This is a genomic window from Lentzea sp. HUAS TT2, from assembly GCF_051853195.1.
GTDB lineage: Bacteria > Actinomycetota > Actinomycetes > Mycobacteriales > Pseudonocardiaceae > Lentzea.
In genome coordinates this window covers 282,762-301,395 of the sequence record NZ_CP196667.1, presented here as the reverse complement: position 1 = coordinate 301,395, position 18,634 = coordinate 282,762, and the positions used below count along the sequence as shown (strand labels likewise).

The 18,634-nt window shown below is 70.4% G+C and carries 15 protein-coding genes; 5 read left to right on the top strand and 10 right to left on the bottom strand.

Annotated elements, in window-relative coordinates; all coding sequences use genetic code 11:
• The first annotated feature begins 27 nt into the window (after positions 1–27).
• The gene (gene cobN, locus ACSHWB_RS01520; protein WP_439660284.1) at positions 28–3,591 is read left to right on the top strand and encodes a cobaltochelatase subunit CobN; all 3,564 of its coding nucleotides are present in this window, start codon (positions 28–30) and stop codon (positions 3,589–3,591) included.
• Positions 3,592–3,761: 170 nt separating this feature from the next.
• Here cobN and ACSHWB_RS01515 read toward each other — a convergent pair whose 3' ends face one another.
• Both ACSHWB_RS01515 and ACSHWB_RS01510 read right to left on the bottom strand, forming a co-directional pair.
• Positions 3,762–4,277: an EF-hand domain-containing protein gene (locus ACSHWB_RS01515; protein WP_439660283.1), complete on the bottom strand. Its 516-nt coding sequence runs from the start codon at positions 4,275–4,277 to the stop codon at positions 3,762–3,764.
• 56 nt (positions 4,278–4,333) lie between these two features.
• The gene (locus tag ACSHWB_RS01510; protein WP_439660282.1) at positions 4,334–6,886 is read right to left on the bottom strand and encodes an AAA family ATPase; all 2,553 of its coding nucleotides are present in this window, start codon (positions 6,884–6,886) and stop codon (positions 4,334–4,336) included.
• A gap of 300 nt (positions 6,887–7,186) precedes the next feature.
• On the opposite strand from ACSHWB_RS01510, the gene ACSHWB_RS01505 reads away from it, so the two are divergent.
• On the top strand, positions 7,187–9,790 hold the full coding sequence (locus ACSHWB_RS01505; RefSeq protein WP_439660281.1) for a LuxR C-terminal-related transcriptional regulator: 2,604 nt from the start codon (positions 7,187–7,189) through the stop codon (positions 9,788–9,790).
• Here the strand turns inward: ACSHWB_RS01505 and ACSHWB_RS01500 are convergent.
• The 3 genes from ACSHWB_RS01500 to ACSHWB_RS01490 all read right to left on the bottom strand — a co-directional run bounded on the left by ACSHWB_RS01500 (position 9,744) and on the right by ACSHWB_RS01490 (position 11,663).
• A complete protein-coding gene (locus tag ACSHWB_RS01500) occupies positions 9,744–10,121 on the bottom strand; it encodes a LapA family protein (protein WP_439660280.1) in 378 nt (125 codons plus the stop codon). The two genes, ACSHWB_RS01505 and ACSHWB_RS01500, sit on opposite strands and share 47 nt — an antisense overlap.
• Before the next feature lie 48 nt (positions 10,122–10,169).
• Positions 10,170–10,523, bottom strand: coding sequence for a DUF742 domain-containing protein (locus tag ACSHWB_RS01495; RefSeq protein WP_439660279.1), 354 nt, complete (start codon positions 10,521–10,523; stop codon positions 10,170–10,172).
• A gap of 216 nt (positions 10,524–10,739) precedes the next feature.
• On the bottom strand, positions 10,740–11,663 hold the full coding sequence (locus ACSHWB_RS01490; protein WP_439660278.1) for an anti-sigma factor RsbA family regulatory protein: 924 nt from the start codon (positions 11,661–11,663) through the stop codon (positions 10,740–10,742).
• 101 nt (positions 11,664–11,764) lie between these two features.
• On the opposite strand from ACSHWB_RS01490, the gene ACSHWB_RS01485 reads away from it, so the two are divergent.
• Positions 11,765–12,586, top strand: a complete 822-nt coding sequence (locus ACSHWB_RS01485) for a MerR family transcriptional regulator (protein WP_439660277.1) — start codon at positions 11,765–11,767, stop codon at positions 12,584–12,586.
• Positions 12,587–12,623: 37 nt separating this feature from the next.
• Here ACSHWB_RS01485 and ACSHWB_RS01480 read toward each other — a convergent pair whose 3' ends face one another.
• From ACSHWB_RS01480 to ACSHWB_RS01465, 4 genes are read right to left on the bottom strand one after another with little or no spacing between them, the layout of a single operon-like run.
• Positions 12,624–13,250 carry a GTP pyrophosphokinase gene (locus tag ACSHWB_RS01480; protein WP_439660276.1) on the bottom strand — a complete coding sequence of 209 codons (627 nt, stop codon included), beginning with the start codon at positions 13,248–13,250 and terminating at the stop codon, positions 12,624–12,626.
• 26 nt (positions 13,251–13,276) lie between these two features.
• Positions 13,277–14,248 (bottom strand): D-cysteine desulfhydrase family protein, encoded by a 972-nt coding sequence (locus ACSHWB_RS01475; RefSeq protein ID WP_439660275.1) that lies wholly within the window; start codon positions 14,246–14,248, stop codon positions 13,277–13,279.
• Between the two features lie 9 nt (positions 14,249–14,257).
• Entirely contained in the window at positions 14,258–15,142 is an 885-nt protein-coding gene (locus tag ACSHWB_RS01470; protein ID WP_439660274.1) for a cobalamin-binding protein, read from the bottom strand.
• Positions 15,142–15,672: an NUDIX domain-containing protein gene (locus ACSHWB_RS01465; protein WP_439660273.1), complete on the bottom strand. Its 531-nt coding sequence runs from the start codon at positions 15,670–15,672 to the stop codon at positions 15,142–15,144. Before ACSHWB_RS01465 ends, ACSHWB_RS01470 begins: the two co-directional genes overlap by 1 nt.
• 178 nt (positions 15,673–15,850) lie before the next feature.
• Between ACSHWB_RS01465 and ACSHWB_RS01460 the strand changes: the two genes are divergently transcribed.
• The gene (locus tag ACSHWB_RS01460; protein ID WP_439660272.1) at positions 15,851–16,198 is read left to right on the top strand and encodes a hypothetical protein; all 348 of its coding nucleotides are present in this window, start codon (positions 15,851–15,853) and stop codon (positions 16,196–16,198) included.
• 74 nt (positions 16,199–16,272) lie between these two features.
• The gene (locus tag ACSHWB_RS01455; protein WP_439660271.1) at positions 16,273–17,286 is read left to right on the top strand and encodes a hypothetical protein; all 1,014 of its coding nucleotides are present in this window, start codon (positions 16,273–16,275) and stop codon (positions 17,284–17,286) included.
• On the opposite strand, the gene ACSHWB_RS01450 is transcribed toward ACSHWB_RS01455, so the two are convergent.
• Complete coding sequence (locus ACSHWB_RS01450; RefSeq protein ID WP_439660270.1) at positions 17,276–18,619, bottom strand: IucA/IucC family protein; 1,344 nt, start codon at positions 18,617–18,619, stop codon at positions 17,276–17,278. The two genes, ACSHWB_RS01455 and ACSHWB_RS01450, sit on opposite strands and share 11 nt — an antisense overlap.
• Positions 18,620–18,634 lie beyond the last annotated feature (15 nt).

Sequence of the window (18,634 nt, the reverse complement as noted above, 5' to 3'; positions counted from 1 at the left end):
GAGGACCCCACGAGGGATGGAGCCTGCGTGATCCTGCTGCTGTCGACCTCCGACACCGACCTGCTGTCGGCGCGTGCGAGCGGAGCCGAGTACCGGCTCGGCAACCCGGCGCGACTGACGACCGACGACCTGCCCGCGTTGATGCAGGACGTCAGCCTCGTGCTCGTGCGCATCCTCGGTGGGCGCCGGATGTGGGAGGAAGGGCTCGACTGGCTGCTGGCCAGCGGGCTGCCGGTGGTGGTGCTCGGTGGTGAGCAGCAGCCGGACGCGGCGCTGATGGAGCTGTCGACGGTGCCCGGCGGGGTCTGCGCGGAGGCGCACCTCTACCTCGCGCACGGCGGTCCGGCGAACCTCACCGAGCTGCACAAGTTCCTCTCCGACACCGTGCTGCTGACCGGCCACGGCTTCGAGGCCCCCACGGCCACCCCCACCTGGGGTGTGCTGGAACGCGAGACCGCTCCAGAAGGTCCGACGGTCGCGGTCCTCTACTACCGCGCCCACCACGTGGCCGGGAACACGGCGTTCGTCCACGCCCTGTGCGACGCGATCGAGGCCAAGGGCGGCAAGCCACTGCCGGTCTACTGCTCCTCGCTGCGCACCGCCGAGCCCGAGCTGCTCGACACGCTGCGCCAGGCCGACGCGCTCGTCGTGACGGTGCTCGCCGCCGGTGGCACGAACCCCGCGAAGGCTTCGGCGGGTGGCGACGACGACGCGTGGGACGTCGGTGCGCTGGCCGCGCTCGACGTGCCGATCCTGCAAGGGTTGTGCCTCACGTCGAGCCGCGCGTCGTGGGACGAGAACGACGACGGACTGTCTCCTTTGGACACCGCGACCCAGGTCGCGATCCCGGAGTTCGACGGCCGTATCATCACGGTCCCGTTCTCCTTCAAGGAGATCGACGAGGACGGCCTCACCGTCTACGTCGCCGACCCCGAACGGGCGCTGCGCGTCGCGGGCATCGCGGTCCGGCACGGCAGGTTGCGGCACATCCCGGTCGCGGAGCGCAAGATCGCGGTCATGCTGTCGGCGTACCCGACCAAGCACTCCCGCATCGGCAACGCGGTCGGCCTGGACACGCCGGCGTCGACCGTGCGGCTGCTGAAGGCCATGCAGGAGCACGGGTACGACATCGGCGACGCGCTGCCGGGTGTGCAGGAACTGGACGGCGACGCGTTGATCCACGCGTTGATCGCGGCCGGTGGCCAGGACGCCGACTGGCTGACGCAGGAGCAGTTCGAGAGCAACCCCGTGCGCATCGCGGCCGCGGACTACCGGGAGTTCTACGAGACGCTGCCCGAGGAATTCCGCGAGTCGATGCAGGAGCACTGGGGCGAGGCGCCCGGCACGCTCTTCGTCGACCACTCCAAGTCCAAGGACGGCGAGATCGTGCTGGCCGCGTTGCGGTCCAACAACGTCGTCGTGATCGTGCAGCCGCCGCGCGGGTTCGGCGAGAACCCGATCGCGATCTACCACGACCCGGACCTGCCGCCGTCGCACCACTACCTCGCGGCGTACCGGTGGATCGAGTCGAACTTCGGCGCGGACGCGGTCGTGCACGTCGGCAAGCACGGCAACCTGGAGTGGTTGCCCGGCAAGACCGTCGGCATGTCGGCATCCTGCGGCACGGACGCGGCGCTCGGCGATCTGCCGCTGGTGTACCCGTTCCTCGTCAACGACCCGGGCGAGGGCACCCAGGCCAAGCGCCGTGCGCACGCCACGCTGGTCGACCACCTCGTGCCGCCGATGGCCCGCGCCGACAGCTACGGCGACATCGCGCGCCTGGAGCAGTTGCTCGACGAATACGGCAACATCTCCGCGATGGACCCGGCGAAGGTGCCGGCGATCCGCGCGCAGATCTGGACGCTGATCCAGGCAGCCAAGCTCGACCACGACCTAGGCCTGGAGGACCGGCCGCACGACGCGGAGTTCGACGAGTTCATCCTGCACGTCGACGGCTGGCTCTGCGAGGTCAAGGACGTTCAGATCCGCGACGGCCTGCACGTCCTGGGCGAGGCGCCGACCGGGAGCGTCCGCGTCAACCTCGTGCTCGCCATGTTGCAGGCACGGCAGATGTGGGGCGGTCAGGTCGCCGCGCTGCCCGGTCTGCGCGAGGCGCTCGGCCTCACGACCACGGGTCGCGAGGACGTCGACGCGATCGAGGAGATCGCGCGCGGACTCGTTCAGGCCATGGAGGACGCGGGCTGGGACCGGGAGGTGGCCAAGACCCTGCACGAGTCCGAGGACGTGCAGAAGATCCTGGAGTTCGCCGCCGTCGAGGTCGTGCCCAGGCTCGCGCGCACCACGGACGAGATGACGAACGTCCTGCACGCGCTGGACGGCGGCTACATCCCGGCCGGCCCGTCCGGTTCCCCGTTGCGCGGCCTGGTGAACGTGCTGCCGACCGGCCGCAACTTCTACTCGGTCGACCCGAAGGCCATCCCGTCGCGGCTCGCGTGGGAGACCGGTCAGGCGATGGCCGACTCGCTGCTGGAGCGCTACCGGGCCGAGAACGACGGCGAGTGGCCGCCCTCGGTCGGCCTGTCGGTCTGGGGCACGTCCGCGATGCGCACCGCCGGCGACGACATCGCCGAGGTGTTCTCGCTGCTGGGCGTGCGGCCGGTGTGGGACGACCAGTCCCGCCGCGTGACGGGGCTGGAGGTCATCACGCTCGACGAGCTGGACAGGCCGCGCGTCGACGTCACGATCCGCATCTCCGGCTTCTTCCGGGACGCCTTCCCGCACGTCGTGTCCATGTTGGACGATGCGGTGCAGCTGGTTGCCGCGCTGGACGAGCCCGCGGAGCAGAACTTCGTGCGGGCGCACATGCTCAAGGACCTGGAGGAGCACGGAGACCAGCGCCGGGCCACGTTGCGCGTCTTCGGTTCGAAGCCGGGCGCGTACGGCGCGGGCGTGCTGCCGTTGATCGACAGCCGCAACTGGCGCGACTCGTCCGACATCGCCGAGGTCTACGCGGTGTGGGGCGGCTACGCGTACGGGCGCGGGGTCGACGGTGTGGCGGCCCGCGCGGACATGGAGTCGGCGTACCGGCGGATCGCGGTGGCGGCCAAGAACATCGACACCCGCGAGCACGACATCGCCGACTCGGACGACTACTTCCAGTACCACGGTGGCATGGTCACGATGGTGAAGGCGTTGACGGGCAAGGCACCCGCCGCGTACGTCGGTGACAGCACGCGCCCGGAGGCCGTCCGCACGCGCACGCTGACCGAGGAGACCTCCCGGATCTTCCGCGCCCGCGTGGTGAACCCGCGCTGGATCGGGGCGATGCGCAACCACGGCTACAAGGGCGCGTTCGAGCTGCAGGCGACGGTCGAGTACCTGTTCGGCTACGACGCCACGACCGGCGTCGTCGCGGACTGGATGTACGAGAAGCTGACCGAGTCGTACGTGCTCGACCCGGAGACCAGGAAGTTCCTGCAGACCAGCAACCCGTGGGCGTTGCACGGCATCGCCGAGCGCCTGCTGGAGGCGGCGGAGCGCAAGATGTGGGAGCACCCCGAGGAGTCCACTTTGGACGCGCTGCGGGCCGCCTACCTCGAGACCGAGGGCGACCTGGAGGACGGCGCCTGACTGATCTTCACCCGTCCGGCCCAACCTTATGTCGCACGCGGGGCCCCTACGTACCTTCTGACGGTACGCGGGGTCCCCGCGTACCGTTCGGAAACACGGATGGGGCGGATTTTGTTGGGGGAGGTGACGGAGCGGGGTCGGGGCTGGGCGATGTCGTCCGGTGGGCGCGTTCAGGCCGCCTGAACAGGTCCGAACACGTAGGAGCCGGCCGCGGAAGGGTTGTCGCCGGCCCAGAACTCGGCCCACAGCGTCGTGAACTCGTTGCGCGACAACCTGCCGTCGCCGTCCAGGTCCAGCCTGGCGAAGTCGGTCGCCTCCACGTGGCCCAGCCAGGCCTCGATCATCAGCCGGTACTCCGCCTCGGAGACGTAGTCGTCGCTGTCCGAGTCCACGGCACCGAACATCGCGTCCGCCGTTCCCAGCACCGGCTCGATGTTGTCCGGCAGCACGTCCACGACGTTCAGAACATCCTCCAGCGTCACCTGGTCCGCGCCTCCCGCTGCCGACTGCAGGGTGGCCCACCAGCCCAGCATCACCTGCGTCAGCAGCGCCTCGTCACTGCCGCGCAGTGCCGCCCAGCGCTGGGCGAGCAGCTCGAAGTCCTCCTTGTTCAGGCAGCCGTTGCCGTCGGAGTCCAACGCGCCGAAGACCAGATCGACCTTGCTCCGCTGAAATTCGCTCGCCATGCGCAGGACGATAGGGCCGAAAGTCGTAACCCAACTATCGGCCGAACGGGTCCGAACTAGTCCACGAACAGAGCATCCGCGAGCTGCAAACGGCCTGAGACACCGAGCTTCCGGTAGATCCCGGAGAGCACGCCTTCCACGCCGTCCGCGGGCATGAGCAGCGTCGATGCGATCTCGTCGTCGGAACGGCCCCGCGCCGCCAGTTCCGCCACCTGGTGCTCCGTCGGGGTGAGCGCGGTCGGCCCTGTCTGCCGCATCCGCCGAGGTCCGGCGCTCGTCGCCACCAGTTCGGAGTAGGCCCGCGCCGACATCGCGGCCGATCCGCACTTCTGCGCCAGGTCCAGGGCGTCACGCAGGCACGTGCGCGCGAACGCCGTGTCGCCCTGGCGGCGCACCACCACGCCGAGGTCGACCAACGCGCGTGCCAGCTCCAGGCGGGCGGGGGAGCCGCGCAGCACCCGCACGGCCTCCTCCAGCAACGTCCGGCCGGCCGCACCCGCGGTCACCCGGCCCTCCGCGCGCAACGCCATGCCCAACGCCCTGGGGGCGCCCCAGATCCGGGCGAGTGCGACCTCCTCCTGGGCCAGTTCACGTGCTCGTTCGCCGTCGCCCATCGCCGCGCACGCCAGCGCCGCCCCGGAACGCCACGACAACGCCGCCGGGTTGCGGTACGGCCAGGCGGCGCAGTGCCGTCCGGCGGCCAGGAACGCTTCCAGGGCCTCGTGATCGTCGCCTCTGGCGGTCAGCACTCGTCCGCGCACGGTCAGCACGCCGCCGAACGACCACGTGCGCCGCGCTTCGTCCGTCGAGGCTTCGGCGATCACCGAGGCGGCCTCGTCCAGGCGGCCCTCCTCGAGCAGGATGTCGGCGAGCAGTGCTGCGTGCCAGGTCGACACGGCGTGCCAGCGCCGGTCCTGGCGCAGGTGATCAGCAGCTACCGCCAGGTCGGCGCGGGCGGAGGCGAGATCTCCCTTGCGGCGCTGGACGTTCGCCCGCATGACGTTCGTCAGCGCGCGCAACGCCGGGGCCTGGGCGCGGTCGACCTCGTCCAGCACGGCCAGCGCCTCGTCCAGCGAGTCGGCGAGGTTCAGCGTCATCGCGGACGTCAGTGACGAAAGAACGTCCGTGGCGGACACCAGCGGCACGGCCTCGGCGGCGCTGATGTCCCCGACCATCACGCGGTGCAGCACCCCGGCGGGAGTGCCGAGCGACACCGACGACGGCACGGCCTCCTGCCACACCAGGCCGTGCACGGCCAGGTGTGCCTGGGCCCAGGGTGATCCGCCCAGAACGAGGGGGATCTCGGCCGGGTTGCCGTCGGCGTGCAGGGCGTAGGACAGCGCGACCGCGGACTCGTCATCGTCCACATCGGACTGGAGGGCCTCGCGCAACCGGGTCGTCGCACCCGGCAGGTTGCCGACCAGCTCGGCGATCCCCAGCAGCCGCAACGCCCGCGACGGGTTCGCCACCGGCTCGCGCAACGCCCGCCACAGCAACCGCGCGGCACCGGACGTGTCGCCCTGGTGCACCGCCTCCTGCGCGGCCCGGTCGAGCACCTCGCCCGCCCACGGCTCCAGGCCGGGCGAGGTCTCCAGCAGGTGGTCGGCCACCGCGCGGTCCGCGGCCCCGTGCGCCCGCAACGACCGCGCGGCCCGCAGGTGCAGCGCCGCCCGTGCCGGAGCGGGCATGTCGCCGAGCACCGCGGGCCCGGCCACGCCGAGCAGTTCGACGGTGCGCACGGCCTCCGCGAGCTCCACCGGGCTCAGCCGCGTCAGTTCCGCCAGCACGCCGGGATGCGGCGACGGACCGAGCGCGGCCAGGCAGTGCGCGGTGGTCACGACGGACGAGGGACGGCGGCGCAGCCGAGCCGCCATGATCTCCCCGGACACCTCCGCGCCGTGCCTCGCCACCCGCCACGCGGCGTCGGCGGTGGGCGGGACGTCGTCGTCCGCCAGGGCTTTGACCAGCCGCGTCACCGCCAGCGGGTTGCCGCCGGTCGCTTCGAAGCACGCGGTGGAGAACTCGGGCGCGGCCTCACCCAGCGCCCCGGAGACGACCCTGCCCGTCTCGGCGGAGGTGAAGTTGTCGAGCGTGATCCGCTGGCAGGACGTCATGATCTCGCCGAACGACGGGTCGTCACACCGCTCGCCCAGACCCACGGCCAGCACCACGGCGATGCGCAGCCGGCGCACCCTCAACGCCAGATAAGCCAGCCAGCGAAGGGAAGCGGCGTCCGCCCAGTGCGCGTCGTCCACGACGACAAGCAGGTCACCGCGTGCGGCGAGCGCGGCTGCCAGCCGGTAGACGCCGTGCAGCACCGGGAAGTCCGCCGTCGCCGCCGTCAGCTGCAGAGCGCCCGTCGCCTCCGCGGGCACGAGATCAGGGTCGACCAGGTCGAAGAGCTGAGCCACGATCCCGAACGGCAGGTCGCCCTCCAGTGCGCTGCCCCGTGCCCGGACGACGTTCCTGCCCGCCGCCTCCCAGTGCGTGGCGAGGTCGTCGAGCGCCGCCGTCTTGCCCGTGCCGGGTGCGCCTTCCACCACCGTGGTCGTGCCCGGCGCCGCCTGATCGCCGATTCCGGCGCACCACACTTTCAGCCGGTTTTCCAAGATCTCTCCACAATCCGCCGCTGAAAGCTCAGCGGAATTGATGCTAGGAGAAAGCGCTCCACTTGCCCAGGTAAAGGTTCCTGGGCTATGGGCGTCTCAACAGGAGTGCGGACCGTATGATCCCGCGGGCAACTACTCGAATGGGTAGTGCAGCTCGGACACGGCCCTTCAAGGTCATCCCGACGGCCTGGAGGGGGGCCACTCGGGGCTGGTCGTGCCACGGGGGCTTGTGGTATTGCAGCGCTTCTTCTCCGCCGCCGCGGAGCGAAAGGAAAATTAGTGTCGGGGAATCGGGACTGTGTGTTCCGCGGCCGCGAGGGAGAACGGGAGCTCCTGAGCGGTGTGCTGAACGAGGGCACCGGTGTGGTGCTGATCGACGGGGCGGCGGGCACCGGGAAGACGCGGCTGCTGGCCGAGACCGCCGCCGTCGCCGCCGGACGCGGCTTCGAGGTCGCCACCGCGCGCGACGAGCTCGACCAGCCGTTCCTGCTGGCCCGCCTGGCCGAACGCCACCCGGACGGCCCGACGCTGGTCGTGCTGGACGACCTCCACCTGGCGGAGCCCGGCACCCTGGCCGCCCTGCGCGCACTGTTACCCGCCTCCACCCACGAGAAGGTGGTGTGGCTGCTCGCCCGCCGCCGCGGCGAGGGCGCGGACCGCCTGTTCGCCGCCGCCGCGGGCCGTGGTGCCACCAGGATCGAGCTGCGGCCGTTGGCGGACAACGCGGTCGTGGACCTCGTCACCGATCTCGCCGGTGGTTTTCCCGACCACGACCTGAAAGCGCTTGCTGCCACCGCGCAGGGTCATCCCGCCGCACTCGCCGCGCTCTTCGCGGCACTGCACGAGGACGACCTGGTGGTGGTCACCGCCGAACACGCCTCGATCAGGGCCGACCGGCCGGCGCGCGCCACCGAGGCGCTGCTGCGTGACCGCGTGAACGCGTTGAGCGGCAAGGCGAGGCACCTGCTGCAGGTCGCCTCCGTGCTCGGGCCGCGCTTCGAACCCGGTGACGTGGCGGAGATGCTGGCGTCGAGCACCGCGATCCTGTTGCCCGCCTTGGACGAGGTCATCGGCGCGGGCGTCGTGACGTCCCTGGACGACCGGCTGGCGTTCCGTCACGAGCTGCTGTGGCGCCTGGTCGCCGACTCCGTGCCCCCGCCCGTGCGGCGCGCGCTGCACCGCGAGGCCGGCGAGATGCTGCTGGGACGCGGCGACAGCGCCGTCCTCGCCGCGAGGCACCTGCTGCACGGTGCCCAGCGCGGCGACGCCCGGTCGGTCGACGGACTCGTCGCGGCCGCGAAAGCCGTGCTGTGGAACGCTCCCGAGGCCGCCGCCGAGCTCGCCGTGCGCGCGCTCGAACTGACCGACCAAGCGTCTGCTTCGCTGGTCCACCGCACGGTCATGGCCGTGCGGGCGCTCACCGCCGCCGGCAGGCTGACTGCCGCGCAGGAGCTCGCCGGGGAAGCGTTGTCCCGTCAGGTGTCCCCGGAGCCCGCCGCCAAACTCCGGCACCTCGTGGCCACGACGACGTTGCTGGGCGCCCGGCACGCGGAGTCGCTGGAGATCTCCGAGGCGTTGCTGCGCGAACCCGACCTGGCGCCGGAACTCGCGCCCTGGGTGGAGATCACCCGGCTGATGGCGTTGCTCGGCCACGACCGGCGCCGCGCGGAGGAGCTGGCAGAGGCCGTCGTGCGGGGTCACCAGGGACCACCGGACGACGTGCTGGCAACGGCTCTGGCAGTGCTGGCCGCGATCGCGCGGGACACCGGCAGGCCCGGCGCCGCACTGGAACTGGCCCGCGAGGCCGCCCGGTCGAGCACCTCGCACGACCTCGGCGCGTACCCGCAGCTGCTGCTCGCGACCCTGCTCGCAGGGCTGCGGGAGTTCGCCGACGCCGACAACGTGGTGCGCCGGGTGCGCAGCGGGCCTTCCGCCGTGGTCACCAGGGAGGTCATGACCGCGGTCGTGCAGGCCAGGATCCTGTTGCAGTCCGGTCGGATGGAGGAGGCCGCCGCCGAGGCGCGCGCCGCGCTGACCGTGGCGGAGGAGACCGGGCACGAGACGGTGGTCGCGCCGGCGCTGGCGGTGCTCGCGATGGTCGCGATCCACACCGGCGACCTGCCCGCCGCGATCGAGCACGTCGGGCGCTTCCGCCACCAGGTCCCGGCCGACGAGATCATCTTCTCCCGCGCCTACTACCAGTGGGCCGACGTGCTCGTCACCTACGTCGGCTCCGGGCTCGAGAAGGCGCTGGCGCTGCTCACCGACGAGTACCCGGGCCTGATGGCGTCGGGCCTGTTCGCCGAGGAGCCCCGCGCCGCCGGCTGGTTCGTGCGCAGGGCGAGGGAAGCCGGGAACGAACGGCTGGCGAAGACCGTCGTCGACCGCGCGGAACGGCTGGCGGAGGAACACCCCGGCTTCCCGGCGGTGGGAGCGGCCGCGGTGCACGCGCGGGGCCTGTTCGACGCCGACGCGGGCCTGCTGGAGCTGGCCGCGCGGCAGCACCGCGACCTGTGGGCACGGGCGAACGCGGCCGAGGACCTCGGCACGCTGCTGGCAGGGGCGACGGACCGGGCCGAGTCGGTGAAGGCCCTGGAGAACGCGCTCGGGCTCTACCGGGAGATCGGCGCGTCACGGGACAGCGCACGCGTCCTGGGCCGGCTGCGCAAGCTCGGCAGGCGCCGCAGGGCCACCTCGGCGCGGCCCGAGTCCGGGTGGTCGAGCCTGGACGACACCGAACGGGCGATCGCCAACCTGGTGGCCAAGGGTCAGACGAACCGGCAGATCTCCACGCAGCTGTTCATGTCACCGCACACGGTGAACTTCCACCTGCGCAAGATCTTCCGCAAGCTCGGGATCAGCTCTCGCGTCGAGCTGGTGCTGAGGTCGAGGGACGACCGATAGGCGTCGCGGTCCGCTTGGCCTGACGGCGCAGCTGCAGGATGCGGGCGGCGCCGACGACCGCGACCAGCAACGCACCGCCGATCGCGCCGAACAGCAGCGCCACGCCCAGGGGAAGGCTGAACTCACCCCACAGGAAGTGGATCGTCGCGTTGTCGCCGTTCTGCAGGATGAAGATGAGCAGGAAGATCAGGACGACGATCGCCACCAGCACGGCGATCCAGGTGCCGCTGATCCGGGTCGGCCGCAGCTTCTTCGGTGCGGCCGCTGCCGGAGCAGCGGGGATCGGCTCGGTGACCGGCGTCTTGGGGGACTCGTCGCTCGGGGTAGCCACGATCCACATTATCGGCGCGCGAGGGCGGTCCCGCGCGCTGGCGAACGGTTACAACTTGCGCAGACCCGCGAGCACGCGTTCGAGCAGCGCGACGTTCGGCTTGTCGCTCGGCTCGTGCACGGCGACCAGGTTGAGCGTGATCAGGTCGCTCAGCAGCACTCGCGTGACGCCGAGCGGGATCTTCATCAGCGCCGAGATCTCGGCGACCGACCGCGGCTGCAGACACAGGCGCATCATCGCCGCCTGGTCGTTGGTCGCGCGGTAGAGCCGTTCCTCCTCGGTGGAGAGCAGCGTCTCCAGACGCAGGTCGTGGCGGGCCGTCGTGCGGCCGCCGGTGCGGGCGTAGGGACGGATGAGGGAGCTGTCCCTAGCGGGGGCGTGGGTCGGTTCTTCTTCTTGCACAGGCCACTCCGGTGGCGGTTCCGGTGGGCGTTGGCGCAACGGTTGCTGACGGGGCAGTTGTTGCGTCTCGGCGCCGTTGAAGTCTTCACTTCCGTCGGCGCGTAGCCGTCTACGGGTCGCCGGAGACCCGAAACGCGCCCCCGTGTAACCGATTGCCGTCGCTTCCTCGTCGTGCACGTGCTCAAGCTATAACGAACACGCCCAAATGTATGTGGATCACGTTGCCTTTTTGTCAGTCAGGTCGAATCTGACTTGGATTGCAGTGCCCGAAGACGTCGTTTGGGTGCGCACGAGGTCCGCCAAACGGTTGACAAGCAACAGACCGCGACCGCCTGGTTCGTTTGCGTGAACCGGCGTACGGCCAGCCAGAACATCGGTGATGTGTCCGTTGTCGTTGACTTGGCAAACAATACTTCTGCTTTCCGCCCAGACGCGGACCGTGCTCTCGCCGCCGCCGTGCCGCACGCTGTTGGTCGCCAGCTCGGTGACCGCGAGCGCGAAGTCGTCGACCCGGTCGTGGCCCAGACCGAGCTTCACGGCCTGCTCACGTGCGAACGTCCGCACCGCCGCCATCGCACCGGCGCCGACGGACGTGCTCGCCGCGTCGGACGGGATGGCCAGCGGCAGCGAGTGGGCGGCGACGACCACCCGTGCGGGGTGGAAGTGGTCGCTGGGGCGGTGGCCGCTCGCGTCGATCACGACCGGGTGGGTCTTCTCGGCGTCGGCCAGCACGTCGTGGTTGAGGGTGGTGGTGTTGTAGGGGCACAGGATGCTCAGGTCGCGTCCGCTGAACGCGTAGTTGACCAGCGCCTCGTGCAGCGCGCACGCCGGGTACTCGACGTCGGTGCGACGGTCCCACACCGGCTCGCTGATGATGCGGACGGCCCCGCGGTGCCGGTCGGCGAACGCGCGGAGCTCGGGGATGATCCGGCCGGGGTTGCGGCCGGTGTCCGCCATGTCGATGAACGTCACGAGGTGAGCGAACCCGCTCAGCGCCTCTTTGAGCAGCTCCAGGTTCCCCGCCGGCACCGCTACGGCGACCGGTTCGGCGCTCGCCAGACCCTCCATGACGAACGGGACGGTCCCGTCGATGTAGGAGTCCTCATCGGAGTAGAAGAGCGCCGGATGTGCGAACGTCATGTGCCACCTCTCGTCAACGTCCCAGGATGCGCACCCGGTGCGTTGCTCAAACCATCATTTCTTGACCCTCACACCGTGTCAGCCCCTACACAGGAACAGTCATGTTCACCATCGGAGACTTCGCCCATCTGGGGCGCGTGTCGGTGCGGATGCTGCGCCATTACGACGCCGTAGGCCTGCTCCTGCCGGCCCACGTCGACCCGTCCAGCGGCTACCGCTTCTACACCGCCGCCCAACTGCAACGACTGAACCGCCTGGTCGCGCTGAAGGACCTCGGTCTGACGCTCGACCAGGTGCGCGTGGTGCTCGACGAGCAGCTTTCCGTCGAACAGTTGCACGGCATGTTGTCGTTGCGGCGGGCCGAGCTGCGGCAGCAGATCCTCGCGGACGAGTCGCGGCTGCGCCGGGTCGAGGCACGTCTCCGCGCCATCGAGAGGGAAGGCACCATGCCCACCGACGAGATCGTCGTGAAGCCCGTTCCCGCCGTCCGGGTCGCCCGGCTGACCGCGACCGCGGCCTCCTACGGGCCGGAGGACATCGGCCCGGTCATCCAGCCGCTGTACCCGCAGTTGATGGAACGACTGGGGCGCGCGGGTGTCACGCCGTCCGGCTGCGGAATCGCCACCTACGAACCCGCCGCCGGGGACGAGGTCGTGGTGCACGCCGGGATCACCGTGGCCGTCGAGCCGTCGCCCGCCTACGAGTTCGAGGTCGTCGACCTGCCCGCGATCGCCGAGGCGGCGACCGTCGTGCACCGCGGCGCCATGGACGACGTCGACGTGACCTACCAGGCCGTGGCGGCGTGGATCGAGGCGCACGGGTACAAGCAGAACGGGTTCGCCCGGGAGGTGTACCTGAACTACGGCGAGGGTGACCCCGCCGACTGGGTGACCGAGCTGCAGCTGGAGATCAGCAAGCCGTAGTGCGCGAGCCCGCCGAGTCCTGTGTGGACTCGGCGGGCTAGTCCTGGTGAATGCGCCTGTGCAACGACTCCATCCGGTCGTCCAGCTGCGCCGCGATCATCGCCGTCGACATCAGCTCGCCCACGAAGTCCGCGGGCGGGCTGTCGTCGTACTTGTAGAACAGCTTGTGCTCCAGCGTGGCCCAGAAGTCCATCGCGATGGTCCGCAGCTGCACCTCGACCTTCACGTGCTCGACGCGGTCCGACAGGAACACCGGGATCCGGATGATCAGGTGCAGGCTGCGGTAGCCGTTCGGCTTCGGCGAGGCGATGTAGTCCTTGGTGTGCAGGATCTCCACGTCGTGCTGGCGCGCGAGCATCGCCTTCACGCGGTAGACGTCCGAGACGAACGGGCAGACCACCCGCACGCCCGCGATGTCGTCGAGCCAGTCGCCGATCGAGTCGAGGTCGAGCGGGAAGCCCTTGCGCCGCAGCTTCTCCAGGATGCCTTCTGGCTTCTTCACGCGGTTGGTGATGTGCTCGATCGGGTCGTGCTGGTGGACCGAGTCGAACTCCTCGCTGAGGATGCGGAGCTTCGTCATCAGCTCTTCGATCGCGAACTTGTAGACGAGCAACCGCCGCTCGAGGTCGCGCAGCAGGCTCAGGTCGTCGGCCAGATCGGTCACCACACCAGAGTACTGATCACGCAGGGTCAGAACTGCGCGACCGCTTCCGGCGCGTATCCGTAGAAGCCGGGAAGACCACCCGTGTGGAGGAACACGACGGGCACATCGCCGGCAGGGGCGATCTCGCGGAACTTCACCGCGGCCTTGCCGGTGTAGACAGGGTCGAGGATCACGCCCTCGGTCTGCGCGAACAGCTTCAGCACGCTCCACATCTCCGGCGTCGGCACGCCGTAGCCCGCTCCGATGGTGTCGTCGGTGACGGTGACGTGGCCGAGCTTCGGGGCGGGTTCGCCCAGGAGGGTGGCGGCGTCGGTGGCGAGGGTGCGGAGCTCCTGCTCGGCGTCGGCCGCGGTGTGCGAGACGCTCGCGGCGTGGACCGTGCCGGGCCAGCCGAGCAGTTCGGTGCCGAGCGCGATGCCCGCCGCCGTGGCGCCGCTGCCGTCCGGGACGACGATGGTGGCGTTGCCGATGCCGCGGTCGTCGAGCTGGCCGACCAGTTCCACGGCCGCCGCGACGTAGCCGAGCGTTCCGAGGCCGTTCGAGCCGCCCACGGGGAGTGTGGCGGCCTTGTCGTGGTTGATCTTCTCGTACGCCTTCACGGTCTCGTCGGCGTCCGCGCAGACGTGCACGTTCGCCCCGAACATGTGGTCCAGCACGACGTTGCCGGACCTCTCGTACGCGTCGCCCTTCATCGGCACCTTGGCCGTCAGCACGAGCTCACAGCGCAGGCCGAGCTTCGCGCACGCCGCCGCGGTCTGCCGGCCGTGGTTGGTCTGCAGCGCGCCGAACGTGATGATCGTGTCCGCGCCCTGGTCGATGGCCGCGCCGAGCAGGAACTCGAGTTTGCGCAGCTTGTTGCCGCCCGCGCCGAGCCCGTTGACGTCGTCGCGCTTGATCAGGACCGGAGGGCCGCCGAGCGCGGACGTGAGCCTCGGGGCGTCTTCCAGCGGAGTCGGCCAGGTGCCCAGGGAGACTCGGGGGAACGCGCTCAGGTCCATGGGCCGAGCTTAATTGCGGTGTTTTGAACGAGTAACCAGTACAGGGAGGGAGCTGCCCGGAGGAGCTCCTTCGTCGCCCCATTCGATGCCGTGCAGGACGTGGGCGAGGACCTCGATTCCGCGCACCACCCGTGGGCCGGGCCGGTTGAAGTAGGACGGCCCGTCCAGCACCCACGTCTCAGGTAGCTGCTGGTCAGGGAGTTCCCGGAGCGTTCGTTCAGGAGGGAAACCGCAGGGCATCAGCAGGACCACGTCGGGTTTGGCGTCGTGGACGGCCTCCCAGGTGATGGGCCTGGTGTGCTCGCCCTTCCCGGCGAGGAGCGGGACGCCACCGGCCGCGGTGATCTGCTCCGGGACCCAGTGCCCGGCGGGCCAGCACGGGTCGAGCCACTCGATCGCGGCCACGCGCGGCCGGGCCAGGTCCCTGGTCTGCCGCTCAACCTCATGGACGCGGTGGCGGAGTGCGGCGATCCGGTCCGCGCTGTCGACGCCGAGCACGTCTCCCACGGTCTTCAGACAGCCGAGCACCTCGTCCAGCGTGGAGGGTTCGAGGCTCAGCACGGTCGGGCCGACGTCCATCACCCGGACCGTGTCGGTGACCTTGCGGTACGAGACGGCGCAGACGTCGCACAGGTCCTGGGTGAGGATCACGTCCGGCGCGAGGTCGTTCAGCAGGTCCGCGTCCAGTCCGTACAGCGACGACCCGCGGTGCACGGTCGAGTTGATCTCGCGGCTGCTCAGCGCGTCCTGGTCGATGCCGGTGCTCGTGACGACGGGCACGCCCTCGATCCCCGGCGGCCAGTCGCACTCGTGGGTGCGTCCCACGAGGTGGTCGGCGAGTCCCAGTTCGGCGACGACGTCGGTGGCCGCGGGCAGCAGCGAGACGATCCGCATCAGACCTCCCTGCCGAACTCGGCGTACCGCGTGGAACCGCTCTCAAGCGCCGCCACGGCGAGCGTGAGGCGGCGGTGGAGCGACGGGTAGATCCGGGGCCTCGCGTCCTCCAGCGTGAGGTACAGGACGCCTTCCAGCTCGGGATCGCACGCCACGGCACCGTCCACGACACCACCGTCAAACACGAACTGGTGGCAGTCGCGCCAGACGCCGTTGCGCGGCGTCCAGTCCACGACCAGCAGCGGTCCCAGCGTCACGGTGAGGCCGAGCTCCTCGCGGATCTCCCGCAGCGTCGCGGCCTTCGGCGACTCGTCGTCCTCGGTCATGCCACCCGGGATGTCCAGCACCGCCTTGTACGTCGGCACGACGAACAGCACGCGTCCGGTGGAATCACGGATCAACGCGCCTCCCGCGCACGTCTTGGTGGGCCGCTGGGACGCCACTCCGGGCACGTACTCCAGTTCGGCCGGACCCTCGTCGAGAACGTCGGCGGCGAATGATGCGGGGTCCCCCGCGTGCAGTGCGGACACCGGCCGATGATCACACCACTGAGTGAATTGCGCACCCGTTGTGCACCGGTTTCCTGCAGGTGGGCGGATGTCCGGAAGATGACGGTCTGCAACCAAACGATCGGGGAGTACGCTGGGCCCTGTAACTCCGTGCGATCAATCGCCGATGTCCACGTCAACATCGGTGGAGGTGACGCCAATGGGGGCAACCGGTGCCGCCAAGCGCAGACATGACGGTAGTTCGGCCCCGTGGTCGGTGGTCGGTCTGACTGTCGTGTTCGTCGTGGTGGCCCAGGTCCAGTTCGCCATCGCGGTCGCGGAATCGGTCTGGTGGCCGGCCGCGCTCGGGGTGCTGCTGCTGGTAGCGGCGGTCGCGTTCGTGAAGACGGCGCGCAGGCTGCGGTGGGAGGACAGCGACTCGTACGAGGCACCGCCCGAGGTGGCCCAGCCGCTTCCGGCGCAGTACGAGGCGCACGTCGACGCCGACGGGAGCCTGGCACGCGCGGTCGGCGAAGTCGTCCACGCATCACGGCGCTGGAGGGCCTGACAGCCTCACAACGCGGAGACCGGGCCAGCGGGTGGCCCGGTCATTTCGCCGTTCCGTCCAGCAGAATGTTGCCCATGCCGACGTCTGCCGAGTGGCTCGAAGTGCGCGCCCACCTGCTCGAACACCGTCACGCGCTCGCGCTGAAGGCCGTCTCCGAGTACCCGGACGTGCCCAGGGTCGCCGGCACGCCGTTGCTCACGTCACCGCACTGGATGCCGGCCGCGCCGATCCCGCTGGCCGACCTCTCGCTGGAGCTGACGGCGTCCACCGCACTGCCCGAGGTGACGGACTCCCTGCTGCCGGACGGGTTCGGCAGCTACTCGAAGGCCATGGCCGCGCTCGCGGCGCCGACGGTGTTCCAGAACCGCGAGACCTACCGGCTGCTGGACTTCACCGGGCGGCACCTGACGTTCGGGATCGGCACCTACTTCGACGGCATCGACGTGGGCGAGGCCAGTGCGCACGAGTACGCGGCGCGCGAGGCCGGCCGGATCGACGCGTTGCCGTTGCGCGCGCAGGTCGGCGATCCGTGCGATCCCCGGCAGCGGCCCGTCAACGTCGCCGTCAGCACGCTGACCCTGCGCCACGACGAGGCTTCCGGGGAGGCGACGTTCTTCCTGCACTGGCGCGACCCGAAGCGCGTCGGGCACGCGGGCGGCATGTTCCAGGTGCTGCCGGTCGGGGTGTTCCAGGGCGTGTCCGAGGCCGACTTCTCGTTGTGGCACTGCATGATCCGCGAGTTCGCCGAGGAGATGCTCGGGGCTGAGGAGATCCACGAGGTCGACTACGCGGCCTGGCCGTTCGCGCGGCGGCTGACGGAGGCCGCGCGGGTGTTCTACCTCGGCATGGGCGTCGACCCGCTGACGTTCGCCACCGACATGCTGACCGTGGCGGTGATCGAGGCCGGGGAGTTCGACGAGTTGTTCGGCGATCTGGTGTCGCACAACGAGGAGGGCCAGGTGCTGCGCCCGCTCGCGTTCACCGCCGAGAACGTCGAACGGTTCGTGCACCACGAACCGACGCAGGCCGCGGGTGCCGCCTTGCTGTCGCTGGCCTGGGAACACCGTTCGGCGTTGCTCAGCGCCTGAACGGGTTCGGCAGGTAGGCCCACCGCGTGGTCGAAGGGTCGAGCCGCATCAGGGTGAGAGGCTTGGCGGGCAACGGGTCGTGCAGCAGCGCGTGCCGGTCCGGCGTGCCCGGGACGGCTTTCGCCACCACGTCCCACAGGTCGGCGGCCGGAGCGTCGAGCGTGCCGATCAACCCGGTCAGGGCGGTCGCGAAGAACGTCGCGAACGTCTTGGCGCGCAAGGCCTCCGGGCTCGCGTGCAGACGGGTGGGCAGCCCGGCGCGCGGGCTGACGCGGATGTCGGCGAGGTCGCGGTAGATCACCCGGCTCGGCCTGCCGTTCACGAGACCCACGAGGAGGTTCTGCTCGTGCGCCTCCAACGCCACCCCGCGCGCGAGCAGCGTCATCAACGGCGGCACGGTCAGCTCGGCGAACTCCGCGAGCCAGCGGACGGGATCCGGGATGTGCCAGTTTCCCAGCGCGGCCAGGGGCAGCAGGGTTTCTCCCTGACGTGGCAACGGTGTGTCGCGCAGGATCACGCCGAGCCGCCTGTCCGGTTCGCCGTCGGTGAGCACGGCGGCCGATGCCCGGTTGTGCTGCAGTTCGATGCCCTCGACCACCGTGCCCAGGAAGTCGGAGACCGTGGTCGCCGTCGCGATCGAGCCGCCGGAGATGTCCCGCACGGCCGAGGTGATCTGGGCGCTCAGCGTCGTCTTGACGTGCCAGGAGCCGGTCGAGAGGGTCCGCAACGCCATCAGCGGGCTCGCGTCCAGGGTGCCCTCGGTGTGCACCGCCAGCCGGTCCGCCTGCCACGGATGCACCGGGAGCAGGATCCGCTCGCCGTCGCGGAGCTCGTCGGGCCAGTCGCCGAACACCACGTGGTTCGCCGCGGAGTGCAGGCGCAACGGAACGACCGGGCGGTGTTCGGGGCCGTACGCGAGGTGGTCCAGGGCGGTGAACCCGGTGCGGTTGCGGCAGCACGGGTGCAGCGGATGGCCGTCGACCACGCTCTGCTCGTGCTCCTCCAGCGACCTGTCCAGGAACGGGGTCGTGAGCGGGCTCGTCGTGCGCGACAGGGCCAGTCCGGCGACGCTGTGGGCGACCTCGGTGACGAGGCTCTCAGAGTGCTGCCAGCGCAGTGCGGTGAGGAGGTCGACAGGGTGGAGGTACTCGGCCGGATCCACGCTGACCTGCGGCAACGGCTCGATCGCGAACGCACGGCGCAGGCGCGCGAGGATCGCCGCACGGGCTCCCGGCAACGCCGCGATGAAGCTTTCGGCGCGTCTTTCGTCCAGCGCTGCGGCGAAGGCGGACTCGACCGGTGTCTGCGTCAGAATGATCTGATCCTGACACATCGCCAGAGGGAAGCG